General features: G+C 59.0%; 17 protein-coding genes. All 17 read right to left on the bottom strand.

The features are described 5' to 3' along the window. Positions 1–100: 100 nt before the first annotated feature. The 17 genes from der to iscR all read right to left on the bottom strand — a co-directional run bounded on the left by der (position 101) and on the right by iscR (position 15,080). Positions 101–1,570, bottom strand: a complete 1,470-nt coding sequence (gene der / locus PMI23_RS18005) for a ribosome biogenesis GTPase Der (RefSeq protein ID WP_007950048.1) — start codon at positions 1,568–1,570, stop codon at positions 101–103. A gap of 136 nt (positions 1,571–1,706) precedes the next feature. Further along, the gene (gene bamB, locus PMI23_RS18010) at positions 1,707–2,858 is read right to left on the bottom strand and encodes an outer membrane protein assembly factor BamB (RefSeq protein WP_038362973.1); all 1,152 of its coding nucleotides are present in this window, start codon (positions 2,856–2,858) and stop codon (positions 1,707–1,709) included. Beyond that, positions 2,851–3,492, bottom strand: a complete 642-nt coding sequence (locus tag PMI23_RS18015) for a YfgM family protein (protein WP_007916865.1) — start codon at positions 3,490–3,492, stop codon at positions 2,851–2,853. Before PMI23_RS18015 ends, bamB begins: the two co-directional genes overlap by 8 nt. 41 nt (positions 3,493–3,533) lie before the next feature. Then, a complete protein-coding gene (gene hisS, locus PMI23_RS18020) occupies positions 3,534–4,823 on the bottom strand; it encodes a histidine--tRNA ligase (RefSeq protein WP_007916867.1) in 1,290 nt (429 codons plus the stop codon). Positions 4,824–4,860: 37 nt separating this feature from the next. Continuing rightward, positions 4,861–5,970, bottom strand: coding sequence for a flavodoxin-dependent (E)-4-hydroxy-3-methylbut-2-enyl-diphosphate synthase (gene ispG, locus PMI23_RS18025; RefSeq protein ID WP_003227888.1), 1,110 nt, complete (start codon positions 5,968–5,970; stop codon positions 4,861–4,863). Between the two features lie 3 nt (positions 5,971–5,973). Then, on the bottom strand, positions 5,974–7,017 hold the full coding sequence (locus tag PMI23_RS18030) for a RodZ domain-containing protein (protein ID WP_007916871.1): 1,044 nt from the start codon (positions 7,015–7,017) through the stop codon (positions 5,974–5,976). Then, positions 7,017–7,775 carry a type IV pilus biogenesis/stability protein PilW gene (pilW, locus tag PMI23_RS18035; RefSeq protein WP_007916880.1) on the bottom strand — a complete coding sequence of 253 codons (759 nt, stop codon included), beginning with the start codon at positions 7,773–7,775 and terminating at the stop codon, positions 7,017–7,019. The genes PMI23_RS18030 and pilW overlap by 1 nt, the downstream gene beginning before the upstream one ends. Before the next feature lie 12 nt (positions 7,776–7,787). Next, the gene (gene rlmN, locus PMI23_RS18040) at positions 7,788–8,936 is read right to left on the bottom strand and encodes a 23S rRNA (adenine(2503)-C(2))-methyltransferase RlmN (protein WP_007916881.1); all 1,149 of its coding nucleotides are present in this window, start codon (positions 8,934–8,936) and stop codon (positions 7,788–7,790) included. Positions 8,937–8,964: 28 nt separating this feature from the next. Then, on the bottom strand, positions 8,965–9,390 hold the full coding sequence (ndk, locus tag PMI23_RS18045; RefSeq protein WP_007916882.1) for a nucleoside-diphosphate kinase: 426 nt from the start codon (positions 9,388–9,390) through the stop codon (positions 8,965–8,967). A gap of 87 nt (positions 9,391–9,477) precedes the next feature. Continuing rightward, entirely contained in the window at positions 9,478–9,678 is a 201-nt protein-coding gene (gene iscX / locus PMI23_RS18050) for a Fe-S cluster assembly protein IscX (RefSeq protein WP_007916883.1), read from the bottom strand. 14 nt (positions 9,679–9,692) lie between these two features. Next, positions 9,693–10,034 (bottom strand): ISC system 2Fe-2S type ferredoxin, encoded by a 342-nt coding sequence (gene fdx / locus PMI23_RS18055; protein WP_007916885.1) that lies wholly within the window; start codon positions 10,032–10,034, stop codon positions 9,693–9,695. Beyond that, positions 10,034–11,899 carry a Fe-S protein assembly chaperone HscA gene (hscA, locus tag PMI23_RS18060; protein WP_007916887.1) on the bottom strand — a complete coding sequence of 622 codons (1,866 nt, stop codon included), beginning with the start codon at positions 11,897–11,899 and terminating at the stop codon, positions 10,034–10,036. Before hscA ends, fdx begins: the two co-directional genes overlap by 1 nt. Positions 11,900–11,950: 51 nt before the next feature. After that, complete coding sequence (hscB, locus tag PMI23_RS18065) at positions 11,951–12,472, bottom strand: co-chaperone HscB (protein WP_007916889.1); 522 nt, start codon at positions 12,470–12,472, stop codon at positions 11,951–11,953. 8 nt (positions 12,473–12,480) lie between these two features. Further along, complete coding sequence (gene iscA, locus PMI23_RS18070) at positions 12,481–12,804, bottom strand: iron-sulfur cluster assembly protein IscA (RefSeq protein WP_003227904.1); 324 nt, start codon at positions 12,802–12,804, stop codon at positions 12,481–12,483. Between the two features lie 34 nt (positions 12,805–12,838). Then, on the bottom strand, positions 12,839–13,225 hold the full coding sequence (gene iscU, locus PMI23_RS18075; RefSeq protein ID WP_007916892.1) for a Fe-S cluster assembly scaffold IscU: 387 nt from the start codon (positions 13,223–13,225) through the stop codon (positions 12,839–12,841). A 101-nt stretch (positions 13,226–13,326) separates the two neighbouring features. Next, the gene (locus PMI23_RS18080; RefSeq protein WP_007916899.1) at positions 13,327–14,541 is read right to left on the bottom strand and encodes an IscS subfamily cysteine desulfurase; all 1,215 of its coding nucleotides are present in this window, start codon (positions 14,539–14,541) and stop codon (positions 13,327–13,329) included. A 47-nt stretch (positions 14,542–14,588) separates the two neighbouring features. After that, the gene (iscR, locus tag PMI23_RS18085) at positions 14,589–15,080 is read right to left on the bottom strand and encodes a Fe-S cluster assembly transcriptional regulator IscR (protein ID WP_003227911.1); all 492 of its coding nucleotides are present in this window, start codon (positions 15,078–15,080) and stop codon (positions 14,589–14,591) included. Positions 15,081–15,314 lie beyond the last annotated feature (234 nt).

Below are 15,314 nucleotides of genomic sequence, written 5' to 3' on the forward strand. Positions count from 1 at the left end.
AATGCAGCCTTGGACGCTCTGCGTCCGCCGCTTATGTGACGCAGAGCGTCACGGAATACATTCCCACGCGGAGCATGGGAACGATCAACAGCCAGCGACCTTATTTCTTGTCGCGGCGCTTCTTGTCAGCTTTTTTGTGGTGCGACATCAAGCGACGCTTCTTGTTGACCTGGCGGTCGGTCAGCGTGGTCTTGTTGCCTTCGTACGGGTTCTCGCCGCCCTTGAACTCGATGCGGATCGGCGTACCGACCAGCTTCAGCACACGACGGTAGGTGTTCTCCAGATAGCGCACATACGACTTCGGCACTTTCTCGATCTGGTTACCGTGGATCACGATGATCGGCGGGTTCGCACCACCCAAGTGGGCGTAGCGCAGCTTGATCCGGCGGTTGTTGACCATCGGTGGCGCATGCTCGCCAACCGCGTCTTCGAGAATCTGGGTCAGACGGTTGGTCGGCCAGCGGGTGACCGCCGACTTGAACGAGTTCTGCACCGAAGCGTAGAGGTTGCCCACGCCAGTGCCGTGCAGGGCCGAGATGAAGTGGATGTCTGCGTAATCAACGAAGAACAGACGACGCTGCAGCTCGACCTTCACATAGTCGCGCTCGCTCGGCGTCATGCCATCCCACTTGTTGATCGCGATCACCAGCGCGCGACCCGATTCGATGGCAAAACCGAGCAGGTTGAGGTCGTGATCGACCACACCTTCGCGGGCGTCCATCACGAAGATCACTACGTTGGCGTCTTTGATCGCTTGCAGGGTTTTGACCACGGAGAATTTTTCGACTTCTTCGTGGATCTTGCCGCGCTTGCGCACACCAGCGGTGTCGATCAGCGTGTACTTCTCTTCATTGCGCTCGAACGGAATGTAGATACTGTCACGCGTGGTGCCGGGCTGGTCATAAACGATAACCCGGTCTTCACCGAGCATGCGGTTGACCAAGGTCGACTTGCCGACGTTCGGACGACCGATGATGGCGATCTTGATCCCGTCTTTTTCGCTTGGGCCAGGAATGCGCTTGGCTTCCTCGCCTTCGGCAACGATCTCTTCTTCGCCTTCTTCCGGCTCTTCTTCGTCTCTCGGGAAATCACCCAGGGCGATTTCCAGCATCTGGGTGATGCCACGGCCGTGAGCACCGGCGATCGGGATCGCGTGGCCCATACCCAGCGGAGCGAATTCAGCGCGGGCCATTTCCGGGTCGATGTTGTCGACCTTGTTGGCAACCACGTAGGAACGCTTGTTACGTTTGCGCAGGTGTTCGGCGATCATCTGGTCGGCGGCGGTGAAGCCGGCCTTGGCATCTACCAGGAACAGCACAACGTCTGCTTCTTCAATGGCCAGCAGCGACTGCTCGGCCATTTTTTCGTCCATACCGTGCTCGTCACCGGAGATACCGCCGGTGTCGACCAGAATGTAGGAACGCCCTTGCCACTTGGCCTCACCGTACTGGCGATCACGGGTCAGACCGGACAAGTCGCCGACGATGGCGTCACGAGTCCTGGTCAGGCGGTTGAACAAGGTGGACTTGCCGACGTTCGGTCGGCCCACCAGGGCGATTACGGGAACCATGCGGCTCTCCACTTCGTTATTTCAGAAAATACAAAAGCCGCTGCGAGGCAGCGGCTGGTGCTCGGGGCAACGCCTGTTAGCGCTGCAAGCCCCATGAATCCGGGGCCGCCTGGGGGTTTAACCCCAAGCATAGTTGTTACTTGATGGTCAGGGCTTCCAGTTTGCCGCTGTTGCCATATACATAAATCGTGTCACCCACCACCAGCGGACGGGCACGCAGGCCGTCGCTGTCGATGCGCTCGCGGCCGACGAAACGACCGTCAACCTGACTCAGCAGGTGCAGATAACCTTCCAGGTCACCCACTGCAACATAGCTGGAGAACACTTCCGGAGCCGACAGTTGACGGCGGGCCAGCGAATCGTTGCTCCACAATGCTGTGGTGGAACGTTCGTCGACGCCTTCAACGGTGCCCGAGGACAGGCTCACGTAAACGCTGCCGAAACCCTGAGCGATACCGGCATAGCTCGACGCATCGCGCTGCCAGAGTTGACGACCGCTTTCCAGGTCCAGTGCCGCCACGCGACCCTGGTAGCTGGCAACGTACAGCGTACCGCCGGACAGCAGCAGACCGCCGTCGATGTCGACTACGCGCTCCAGCTCCGAACGACCTTGTGGAATCGCAATGCGTTGTTCCCAGACCGGCACGCCGTTGGAAATGTCCAGAGCGACCACTTTACCGGTCGACAGGCCAGCCACCGCGAGGCGGTTGGTGACCAGCGGAGCACTGGTGCCACGCAGGGTCAGTACGGCCGGCGTGCTGTCATACACCCAGCGCTGAGTACCGGTCGATGCATCCAGACCGATCAGACGATCGTCCTGAGTCTGCACGACCACGACGTCGCCATTGTTGGCCGGCGGCGCGAGAACTTCGCTGTTGACGCGAGCACGCCACTTCTCTTCACCGTTGCTGGTGTCCAGAGCGACGACTTCGCCACGCAGCGTACCGATCAGAACCAGACCGTAACCCACGCCCACGGCGCCGGAGACGGGCAGCTCAAGATCCTGCTTCCACTTCACATCGCCATTGCCGCGATCCATGGCCATCACCACGCCAGTTACATCGGCGGCGTAGATGGTGTCACCGTCGATCGCCGGCACCAGCATGTTGTAGGTTTCGCCCTGACCGTCACCGATCGAACGACTCCACTGCTTGTGCAGGACCACTTCTTCTTTGAAGTCGGTCAGTTCAGCCGGTGGCAATTCTTTTTTGCTGTTGCTGCTGCAACCCGCGGCCAGAAGGGCCAGAGCCAGCAATGCTGCATGCTTCCAACGGATCACGTCACGCATCCCCTTTGGCCAGGTCGTCGAGCTTGATTTGAAGGCCACCGACCGCCGCTTCATCCGACAGTGCCGCCTTGGCTTTTTGATACGCCTTGTTCGCGTCATCGGTACGGCCCAGCTGTACCAGCAGGTCGCCCTTGAGTTCTTCGCGAGTGGCCAGGAATGCTTTGTCGGCATCGCCGTCGAGCAGTTTCAGGCCGTCTTCAGCCTTGTTTTGCGCGCCGAGTACCTGCGCCAGACGCTGACGGGCGATTTCGCCCAGCGCCGGGTTGGCCGGTTTGTCGACGATGGCTTTCAGTTCGGTCGCGGCGTCGTCCAGCTTGCCGCTGTCGACCGCTACTTTGGCGACGAACAGGCTGCCGTACTGCGCGTAGGCAGAACCGCCGAATTCGCTGTTGAGCTTACCGGCCAGGTCCGCAACGCGGGCGGCATCAGGTTTGCCGTCAGGCGTCAGCGTGGTTTCCAGCAGTTGCTGATAGAGCACCGAGGCGCCTTGCGACTGGTTGCTCTGATACTTGTGATAAGCCTGCCAGCCGAACACGATGACCAGCGCCAACAGGCCGCCGGTGACCAGAGGTTTGCCGTTGCGTGTCCACCAGTCCTTCAAATCCGCCAACTGTTCGTCTTCGGTACTCGACACCCCAATACTCCTTAATCGCTAAATCGGCTGTTTGGACAGCTTCAACCCTGCACGACGCAGGTGGCCAGGTGAGCGGCGAGCGCATCCCAGGCAATGCTTTGTTGTTCGCCCTGGCCACGCAGGGGTTTGAAACCTACCACTTGCTGGGCCATTTCGTCGTCACCGAGGATCAGTGCGTACAGCGCACCGCTCTTGTCGGCCTTCTTGAATTGGCTTTTGAAGCTGCCAGCGCCGGCATTGACTTGCAGACGCAGGTTTGGAAGTTGATCGCGAACACGTTCAGCCAGAGCCAGACCCGCCAGCTCGGCTTCTTCACCGAAGGCACACAGATAGACATCAACCTGACGGGAGATTTCTTCCGGGATCTGCTCCAGAGTTTCCAGCATCAGCACCAGACGCTCGATGCCCATGGCGAAACCAACGCCGGTGGTCGGCTTGCCGCCCATCTGCTCGACCAGCCCGTCGTAACGGCCGCCGGCGCAGACAGTGCCCTGGGCGCCGAGCTTGTCGGTGACCCATTCGAAAACGGTTTTGCTGTAGTAGTCGAGGCCACGCACCAGCTTCGGGTTGAGCACATATGGAATGCCGACAGCATCCAGACGCGCTTTCAAACCTTCGAAGTGCGTACGGGATTCGTCATCGAGGTAGTCGGCCATCTTCGGCGCATCGACCAGTACCGCTTGAGTGTCGGCATTTTTCGTGTCGAGCACACGCAGCGGGTTGGTTTTCAGGCGACGCTGGCTGTCTTCATCGAGCTTGTCGTGATGCGCCGAGAGGTACTCGACCAGCGCTTCACGATAGCGACCACGGGACTCGCTGGTGCCCAGGCTGTTGAGTTCGAGTTTGACCGCATCACGAATACCCAGCTCGCCCCACAGGCGCCAGGTCATGATGATCAGCTCGGCGTCGATGTCCGGACCGTCGAGGTTGAACACCTCCAGGCCGATCTGGTGGAACTGGCGATAACGACCTTTCTGCGGACGCTCGTGGCGGAACATCGGGCCGATGTACCAGAGTTTCTGCACCTGGCCACCGCCGGTGATGCCGTGCTCAAGCACTGCACGCACGCATGCAGCGGTGCCTTCCGGACGCAAGGTCAGAGAGTCGCCGTTGCGGTCTTCGAAGGTGTACATCTCTTTTTCGACGATGTCGGTCACTTCACCGATCGAGCGCTTGAACAGCTCGGTGAACTCGACGATCGGCATGCGGATCTGCTTGTAACCGTAGTTATCCAGCAGACGCGCAACAGTGCCCTCGAAATAACGCCACAGCGGGGTCTGTTCGGGCAGGATGTCGTTCATGCCACGAATGGCTTGCAGAGACTTGCTCACTTTAAATCCTTAAATTCGTTCGGCGCTTCAGTCAGGCTCAGCCGCGCGCAATAACCGCAGCGTCAGCTTCGACCTTTTCGGCCGCTTTCTGGCGGATCAGCTTTTCCAGCTCGTCCACCAGATTGTCATTCGTCAGTTTCTGCGACGGCTTGCCGTCGATGTAAATCAGGTTTGGCGTGCCGCCGGTCAAGCCGATATGGGCTTCCTTGGCTTCGCCGGGGCCGTTGACCACACAACCGATCACCGCGACATCCAGCGGCACCAGCAGGTCTTCAAGACGCCCTTCCAGCTCGTTCATGGTTTTCACCACATCGAAGTTCTGCCGCGAGCAGCTCGGGCAGGCGATGAAGTTGATGCCACGGGAACGCAGATGCAAAGACTTGAGAATGTCGTAACCGACCTTCACTTCCTCGACCGGGTCGGCCGCCAGCGAGATGCGGATAGTATCGCCAATCCCCTCGGCGAGCAGCATACCTAGGCCCACGGCGGATTTCACTGTGCCCGAACGCAATCCACCGGCTTCGGTGATGCCCAGGTGCAGCGGTTGAACGATTTCTTTCGCCAGCAAGCGGTAGGCTTCGACGGCCATGAACACGTCGGAGGCTTTCACGCTGACCTTGAAGTCCTGGAAATTCAGGCGTTCGAGGTGCTCAACGTGACGCAAAGCAGATTCGACCAGCGCAGCCGGGGTCGGCTCGCCGTATTTCTTTTGCAGGTCTTTTTCCAGGGAACCGGCGTTGACGCCGATGCGGATCGGAATGCCGCGATCACGCGCTGCATCGACCACCGCACGAACACGGTCTTCGCGCCCGATGTTGCCCGGGTTGATGCGCAGGCAGTCCACGCCCAACTCGGCTACGCGCAAGGCGATCTTGTAATCGAAGTGGATGTCGGCAACCAGCGGCACTTTGACCAGTTGCTTGATCTTGCCGAACGCCTCGGCGGCGTCCATGTCCGGCACCGAGACGCGGACGATGTCGACGCCAGCAGCTTCCAGACGGTTGATTTGCGCAACAGTGGCGGCGACGTCATTGGTGTCGCTGTTGGTCATGCTCTGCACCGCGATCGGCGCGTCGCCGCCCACCGGTACGTTGCCAACCCAGATCTTGCGCGAAACGCGACGTTTGATTGGAGATTCGCCGTGCATGACTTATTGACCCAACTTCAGGCGAGCAGTCTCGCCACTGGTGAACGGAGCGATATCGACCGGCTGGCCGTTGTAGCTGACCTGTGCAGCACGGGCAACGCCCAGACGCACGGCGAGCGGCGGCTTGCCGCTGACGGTCACATTATCGCCTTTATGCTTCAGACCACTGAACAGTACTTTGCCACGGCCATCGGTGACTTGCGCCCAGCAATCGGCGCTGAACTGCAGTTGTACCTGACCATCGCCGGCCACCGGAGCGGCCGCTTCTGCGGCTGGTGCCGGTGTAGCAGCAACGACTGGAGCGGTAACGGTTGGTGCTGGGGTAGCTGGAACGGTTGGCGCAGGAGTGGCCGGATTGGCGACAACCGGGGCTGGCGTATGAACCGGAGCGGTCGGCGTTACAGCCGGTGCAACCGGTGCCGCTGGAGCAGTTGCCGGGGCAGCAGCTTCTGCGCCAGTCGATTCAGCAGTGGTTTCAGACTGAGGCAATGCCAGCGCAGTCGAGCTGTCGGACTGGTTCTCCTCGACAGCCTGATCTTCCGGCTCGTCGATCGGGTGAATCTGGGTCGTACCGTCAGCGCCCTCGACTTCAACGTGCTCAGGCGCCAGGGACGTCAGGTCCTTGGTGCGCAGCGACGTCTGATCCTGCCACCAGACGAAACCGCCGCCGATGACCGCAATCAGCAACAGCAGGCTGACAATACGCAAAATAGTGTGGGAAACCCGTACAGGCTCTTCGATACGACCAAGGGCGTGAACGTTGCTGCCCTGGGAGTCGGTGCCGGTGGACTGGTCGAATTGCTGAACCAGCACGGTCTGGTCCATGCCGAGCAATTTGGCATAGGCGCGAATGTAACCGCGAGCGAAGGTATGCCCCGGCAGCTTGTCGAAAGCGCCGGCTTCAAGATTGCTCAGGGAAGTCACGGTGAGGTTGAGCTTGAGGGCCACTTCGGCCAGCGACCAGCCATTGCTTTCGCGGGCCTGGCGCAGGGTCTCACCGGGGTTAACGCGATTCGCTGCTACAACTTCGGGATGCGCCGCTTTCATCATTGCTCCGACAGGTATTGCTGATATTCCGGCGTACCGGGATAGAGTCGTTTTAATTGCAGGCCATAACTGGCGGCCTTGTCGCGATCTTCAAACACTTTTGCCAGCCGAACGCCGAGCAATAGACTACGTGCATTTTGTTCGGTCAGCAGGCTGAATCGGTCGTAATAGTCACGCGCGGGCACATAATGCCTGTCTTCGAAGGACAACTCAGCCATTTCCAGCAATGCACGCGGTTGTTGGCGGTTCAAACGCAGCGCCTTTTCCAGTTGCTGCTGCGCCAGATCACGCTGACCGAGCTTTGCGGCCGTCATGCCGAGGTTTTCGAACACACGCGAACGCTCAGGATACAGGGTATCGGCCGCAGCCTGTTCAAAACGCTCGTAGGCTTCTTTATAACGCTGTTGTTCGTAGAGAAAACTGCCGTAGTTGTTGAGGATGCGCGCATCGGCGGGACGGGAGGACAAGGCCTTGCGGAAGTGTTCGTCGGCCAGCTCAGGTTCCATTTCGGACTGAAACACCAAACCGAGGGCCGCATTGGCATCCGGATCGGAGCCGTCGATTTCCAGCGCCTTTTTCAGCGGCACCTTGGCCCGTTCAGTCATGCCTTGCTGCAAGTATCCCAGCCCCAGCTGCACGTAGGCAGCCCGCGCTTCATCGCGGCCCTTGCTGGTCTTCATCGGGTTGTAGTCACCCGAAAGGACACAACCAGCACACAGGCTGGCCAACAGCAACAGCAGCGCAAAGCGCAGGGACATAGAGATCCTCTCTTAGTTAGTATTCGCGGCGTTCTGTGCCAGATCGCTGTCGGCGCTCAACTCACGCACGGCGATGTAACGTTCGCTGCGACGGGTGCGATCCAGCACCTGCCCTACCAATTGACCACATGCAGCGTCGATGTCTTCACCACGGGTGGTGCGCACAGTGACGTTGAAACCGGCCTGATGCAACTGATCCTGGAAACGACGGATCGCGTTGTTGCTCGGCCGCTCGTACCCGGAATGCGGGAACGGGTTGAACGGAATCAGGTTGATCTTGCACGGGATATCTTTCAGCAGCGCGATCATTTCCACCGCGTGCTCGACCTTGTCGTTGATGTCCTTGAGCAAGGTGTACTCGATGGTCAGCACACGTTTCTCGCCCAGAGACGACATGTAGCGCTGGCACGACTCGAGCAGCATCTTAAGCGGATATTTCTTGTTGATCGGCACCAATTGGTTACGCAATGCGTCATTTGGTGCGTGCAGGGACAACGCCAGGGACACGTCGATGTGCTTGGCCAGCTCATCGATCATCGGCACCACACCCGACGTGGACAGGGTCACGCGGCGCTTGGAGATCCCGTAGCCGAGGTCATCCATCATCAGATGCATGGCGGCGACGACGTTGTCGAAGTTCAGCAATGGCTCACCCATGCCCATCATCACCACGTTGGTGATGGCACGGTCGACGGTTGCCGGGACACTGCCAAAAGATTTGTTGGCAATCCACACCTGGCCGATGACTTCGGCGGCGGTGAGGTTGCTATTGAAGCCTTGCTTGCCGGTGGAGCAGAAACTGCAATCCAGGGCACAGCCTGCCTGGGACGAAACGCACAAAGTGCCGCGTTTGCCCTGGGGAATGTACACGGTCTCGACGCAGCTGCCGGACGCCACGCGCACCACCCACTTACGGGTGCCGTCGCTGGAGATGTCCTCGCTGACCACTTCCGGACCACGGACCTCAGCAATAACCTTGAGCTTGTCGCGCAAGGCCTTGCTGACGTTCGTCATGGCGTCGAAATCATCGACACCAAAGTGGTGAATCCATTTCATTACCTGACCGGCACGGAAACGCTTCTCCCCGATTGAGTCGAAGAATTTTTCCATTTCCTGTTGAGTCAGACCCAGCAGGTTGGTTTTTACAGTCGATGTAGTCATGGATTCACCTTCACTCTTAAGCCAATGCTTAGCGAGTGGTTACTTCAGTAGCTGCGAAGAAGTACGAGATTTCACGAGCAGCTGCGGCTTCGGAGTCCGAACCGTGAACAGCGTTGGCGTCGATGGAATCAGCGAAATCAGCGCGGATGGTGCCGGCAGCAGCTTCTTTAGGGTTGGTAGCGCCCATCAGCTCACGGTTCAGAGCGATAGCGTTTTCGCCTTCCAGAACCTGAACAACAACAGGACCGGAGATCATGAAAGCAACCAGGTCGCCGAAGAAACCACGAGCGCTGTGCTCAGCGTAGAAGCCTTCAGCTTCAGCTTTGGACAGTTGCTTCAGTTTCGAAGCTACAACGCGCAGGCCGGCTTTTTCGAAACGAGTGGTGATTTCGCCGATGACGTTTTTTGCAACAGCGTCAGGCTTGATGATGGAGAAAGTGCGTTGAACAGCCATGGTGTAACTCCAGAAACGGTAATTTGCGAAAAATTAAACCCGCGAATTATACGCGGGTTCTTGGGTATTGCCTAACCTGCGAGACGATCAGTCCAATTCTTTGGCCCAGAGCTCCTGAACCGCTTCCAGCACCTTCTCGCCGACACGGCCAGAAGAGCTATCGAAGTCAGGCAGATCCAGGATCATCTGCTGCAGACGGACAAAACCTACAGAATACGGATCGACGCCGTCATGGGCCTCGGCCAATTCTTCTGCAATACGTTGAACATCATTCCAACCGTAGCTCATGACAGTCTTACCAGTCAGTGCGGCGCTTCGGCCGCATGGTTAAGCGAATATTTCGGAATTTCGACGGTGATGTCTTCTTCACCAACGATAGCCTGGCAAGCCAGACGCGATTGCGCTTCCAGACCCCAGGCCCGATCGAGGAAATCTTCTTCCAGCTCATCGGCCTCTTCCATCGAGTCGAAACCCTCGCGGATGATGCAGTGGCAGGTGGTGCAAGCGCAGACACCGCCGCAAGCGCTTTCCATCTCGATGTGGTGTTCGTGGGCCAGTTCGAGAATCGATGTGCCGGGCGCAGCCTCTACAACCATGCCTTCAGGGCAGAACTTCTCGTGGGGCAGAAAAATGACCTGCGGCATCAGATATCCTCGATTTCATTCAGATTGCGCCCCGACAGAGCGGCTTTCACCGTCAGATCCATGCGGCGGGCAGCAAAAGCATCGGTCACTTGCGACAGACGCTTGGTCTGCTGCTCGATGGCATAACCATCGGTACCTTTCATCAGTTCGGCCAATTCCTGCAGCTGCAGGTCGATAACCATGCGCTCTTCGGCGTCGAGCAAACGCTCGCCATCCGCCTCCAGAGCGCCCTGCACCGCTTCGATCAGACGCTGGGCATCGACCTGCTGCTCACGCAGAACGCGGGCGACCTTGTCGTCATTGGCGTGCTGGAACGAATCCTTGAGCATTTTGGCGATTTCGCCGTCGGTCAGACCGTAGGACGGTTTGACCTGAATGCTTGCCTCAACGCCTGAACCCAGTTCACGGGCGGAAACGCTGAGCAGACCGTCGGCATCGACCTGGAAGGTCACGCGAATCTTCGCTGCACCCGCCACCATCGCTGGAATGCCGCGCAATTCGAAACGCGCCAGCGAACGGCAGTCGCTAATCAGCTCGCGCTCACCCTGCAAGACGTGGATCGCCATGGCCGACTGGCCGTCTTTATAAGTCGTAAAATCTTGTGCGCGAGCGACGGGAATGGTGGTGTTACGTGGAATCACCTTTTCCATCAGACCGCCCATGGTTTCCAGCCCCAGGGACAGTGGAATCACGTCGAGCAGCAGCAACTCGCCGCCATCGCGCTTGTTGCCAGCCAGGGTATCGGCCTGGATCGCGGCACCGATGGCCACCACTTGATCCGGGTCGATTTCGGTCAGAGGCTGACGACCAAAGGCTTCGGCAACGGCTTCGCGAACACGCGGAACGCGAGTCGAACCGCCGACCATGACCACGGCGTGCACGTCTTCCAGCTCGATGCCGGAGTCGCGAACGGCGCGGCGGCAGGCTTTCAGACTGCGCGCGACCATTGGCTCGATCAGCGCATCGAAGGCTTCGCGGGTCAGCGGTGCTTTCCAGTCGCCATAGGCCACTTCAACGCTAGACGCATCGGTCAGGGCTTCTTTGGCCGCGCAAGCGGTTTGCAGCAGATTGCGTTGTGCGCCCGGATCAAGATCGGCGGACAGGCCCGCGCTCTCGATGATCCAGCCGGCAATCGCGTGATCGAAGTCATCGCCGCCCAGCGCGCTGTCGCCGCCGGTGGCCAGCACTTCAAAAACACCGCCAGTCAGACGCAAAATGGAAATATCGAAGGTGCCGCCGCCCAGGTCATAAATAGCGACCAGGCCTTCAGCGTGTTGATCCAGACCGTACGCCACAGCGGCAGCGGTCGGCTCATTGAGCAGACGCAGCACGTTCAGACCGGCGAGCTTCGCCGCGTCCTTGGTGGCTTGACGCTGAGCATCATCGAAGTAAGCAGGAACGGTGATCACCGCACCCACCAGCTCGCCACCCAAGGTTGCTTCAGCGCGCTGACGCAGGACCTTGAGGATATCGGCGGAGACTTCGACCGGGCTTTTCGGGCCTTGCACGGTGTCGATGAACGGCATGTGCGATTCGCCACCGACAAAGCGGTATGGCAGTTGCTCGCCCAATTGCTTGACGTCGGACAGACCACGACCCATCAAGCGCTTGACCGACAGCACGGTGTTCAAAGGATCGGACGCGGCAGCCAGTTTGGCCGACTCGCCAACTTCGACGCGATCGGCGTGGTAACGCACAGCGGACGGCAGGATGACCTGCCCGTTTGCGTCAGCCAACGGCTCGGAAAGACCACTGCGCAACGCAGCGACCAGCGAATTGGTAGTGCCCAAGTCGATCCCCACAGCCAGACGACGCTGGTGCGGTTGAGGACTTTGGCCGGGTTCGGCGATCTGCAGTAGGGCCATCGTGATCAGGACTTATCTGTATATCAGGCGTGCGACCGGAGCGGCACTGGGTTAATCGTCGAGGCGCTCTTCTAACTGGCGCACTTCGTAGGTGAGCTTGTCGAGGAACTGCATGCGCCGCATCAGGCGTTCGGCCTGCTCACGTTGCGCTGCATCATCCCAACAGGCTGCGAAGCTTTCATTGAGTTCTTCCTGAGCCACTTTCAGGCGCCGCTTGAACACTGCGACGCCGTCGAGATCGGCACTGTCCTGGAGGTCTTCGAGCTCTTCGCGCCATTGCATCTGCTGCAGAAGAAACTCGGGGTCGTGGACCGTGACTTCCATCGGCACTTCATGCCCGCTGATGGTCAGCAGGTAGCGTGCGCGCTGGGCCGGACTCTTGAGCGTCTGATAGGCGTCGTTGAGCCGCGCAGACTGCTCGAGTGCCGACCGCTGCTCACGCTCGGAAGCGTCGGCAAAGCGGTCAGGATGAACGCCGCGCGCCAACTCACGATAGCGCGTGGCCAACTGCTCGAGATCCAGACGGAAACCCGGTTGCAGCTCGAATAAAGCGAAATGACAAGGAATACCCACGACAAGCCTCAGATGTTGAAGCTTTCGCCGCAGCCACATTCACCGCGTACGTTGGGGTTGTTGAACTTGAAGCCTTCGTTCAACCCTTCCTTGACGAAATCGAGCTCGGTGCCGTCCAGGTAAGCCAGGCTTTTCGGGTCGATGATCACTTTTTCGCCGTGACTCTCGAACACCTGATCCTCTGCAACCACCTCGTCGACAAACTCCAGCACGTAGGCAAGGCCGGAACAGCCTGTGGTGCGAACACCCAGACGAATCCCTTCACCTTTGCCGCGCCCGTCGAGGGAGCGCCGCACGTGTCGAGCAGCCGCTTCTGTCATGCTGATAGCCATCGGTGACTCCTTACTCGTCGCCAAATCCAGAAAGTCAGATCAAGCCTTTCTTCTGCTTGTAATCGCGAACAGCCGCTTTGATAGCGTCTTCAGCCAGTACCGAGCAGTGAATCTTCACTGGCGGCAGGGCCAGTTCTTCGGCCAGCTGAGTGTTCTTGATGGTTTCTGCTTCGTCCAGGGTCTTGCCCTTCATCCACTCGGTGGCGAGGGAGCTGGAAGCGATAGCCGAACCGCAGCCGTAGGTCTTGAACTTGGCATCTTCGATGATGCCGGCGTCGTTGACCTTGATTTGCAGACGCATCACGTCGCCGCACGCCGGAGCGCCGACCATGCCGGTGCCGACATCAGGATCTTCCGCGTTCATCTTGCCGACGTTGCGCGGGTTTTCGTAGTGGTCGATGACCTTTTCGCTGTAAGCCATGATTCTCAATCCTCACTCATCAGGGCCGCTCTTGAGACCCTGCAACTGCGCTGCGTAAACTGCCGCGTCGCTACAGGATCTGTATCTGGCGGCTTCTATATTTAGTGTGCCGCCCACTCGATTTTCGAGATATCGACGCCGTCTTTGTACATGTCCCACAGCGGCGACAGAGCGCGCAGCTTGGTAACGGCCTCGCAGACTTTCTGCGCGGCGTAGTCGATTTCTTCTTCGGTGGTGAAACGGCCGAAGGTGAAGCGGATCGAGCTGTGTGCCAGTTCGTCGTTGCGGCCCAAGGCGCGCAGTACGTACGAAGGCTCCAGCGACGCCGAGGTGCACGCCGAACCGGACGATACCGCCAGATCCTTGAGCGCCATGATCAGCGACTCGCCTTCAACGTAGTTGAAGCTCAGGTTCAGGTTGTGCGGAACGCGGGCGGTCAGGCTGCCGTTGACGTACAGCTCTTCCAGATGCTCGACCTGCTTGTAGAAACGGTCGCTTAAGGCTTTGATACGGACGTTTTCGGCCGCCATGTCTTCTTTGGCTACGCGGAACGCTTCACCCATGCCGACGATCTGGTGGGTCGCCAGGGTGCCGGAACGCATGCCACGCTCGTGACCGCCGCCGTGCATGGTCGCTTCGATGCGCACACGCGGCTTGCGGCTGACGTACAGCGCGCCGATGCCTTTAGGGCCGTAGGTTTTGTGGGCAGAGAACGACATCATGTCGACCTTCAGCTTCTGCAGGTCGATCTCGACCTTGCCAGTGGACTGAGCGGCGTCAACGTGGAACAGAACGCCCTTGGCGCGGAGCATTTCGCCGATCGCTGCGATGTCGTTGACGGTGCCGATTTCGTTGTTCACGTGCATCACCGAGACCAGGATGGTGTCTTCGCGCAATGCCGCTTCAATCATGGCCGGGGTGATCAGACCGTCTTCGGTCGGCTCGAGGTAGGTGACCTCAAAACCTTCACGCTCCAGTTGGCGCATGGTGTCGAGGACAGCCTTGTGCTCGATCTTGGAGGTGATCAGGTGCTTGCCCTTGGAACCGTAGAAATGCGCCGCACCCTTGATTGCCAGGTTGTCGGATTCGGTGGCACCGGAAGTCCAGACGATTTCGCGCGGGTCGGCGTTGACCAGATCAGCCACCTGACGACGGGCGTTTTCGACCGATTCTTCAGCCTTCCAGCCGAACACGTGGGAACGGGACGCCGGGTTACCGAAGTTTCCGTCGACCAGCAGGCATTCACTCATTTTTTGCGCAACACGCGGATCAACCGGGGTGGTCGCAGAGTAATCAAGGTAAATCGGCAATTTCATGGACTATCTCCTAAATCAGGGCTGGCGTGCCGCTAGCTCTTTGGCTGTCATTCGACGGCGGACGCTTCAATCTTGTCCAGGCGTGGCGCCTTGCTGTTGCAACGGCGCTGGTCCTGACGCTGGGCTACTTCTTGCACCTCACGGCGAGTCACAAGATCAGCCAAGCTGATACCACTTAGAAATTCGTGAATCTGCAGGCTCAAATCGCACCACAGATGATGGGTCAGGCACGTGTCGCCGGAATGGCAATCGCCTTGGCCCTGGCATTTGGTGGCATCGACCGATTCGTTTACCGCATCGATCACCTGGGCGACCTGGATGCCCTGCATGTCGCGGGACAATTGGTAGCCGCCACCCGGGCCGCGAACGCTGGAAACCAGGTTGCTGCGGCGCAGCTTGGCGAACAGCTGTTCGAGGTAGGACAGGGAGATGCCTTGGCGCTCGGAGATATCGGCCAGGGACACGGGCCCGTGCTGCGCGTGCAACGCCAGGTCAAGCATGGCGGTCACGGCGTATCGGCCTTTTGTAGTCAGTCGCATGGACAGTTACCACGGAGTTCAGAATGGGGCGAGTATGCAATTCCCGAGTATTTAAGTCAACTTTAAGACCTAGTACTTTAGTCAGGATTACCCGCAAAAGAGCGCGCGAATGATAGCAGGCTCTGCGGCCTAATGGCACACCGGTTGACGGATGCCTGTGTAGGAGCTGCCGAAGGCTGCGATCTTTTGATCTTATGAAAGGCAAGATCAGAAGATCGCAGCCTTCGGCAGCTC

It is taken from the genome of Pseudomonas sp. GM24 (genome assembly GCF_000282235.1).
Classification (GTDB): domain Bacteria; phylum Pseudomonadota; class Gammaproteobacteria; order Pseudomonadales; family Pseudomonadaceae; genus Aquipseudomonas.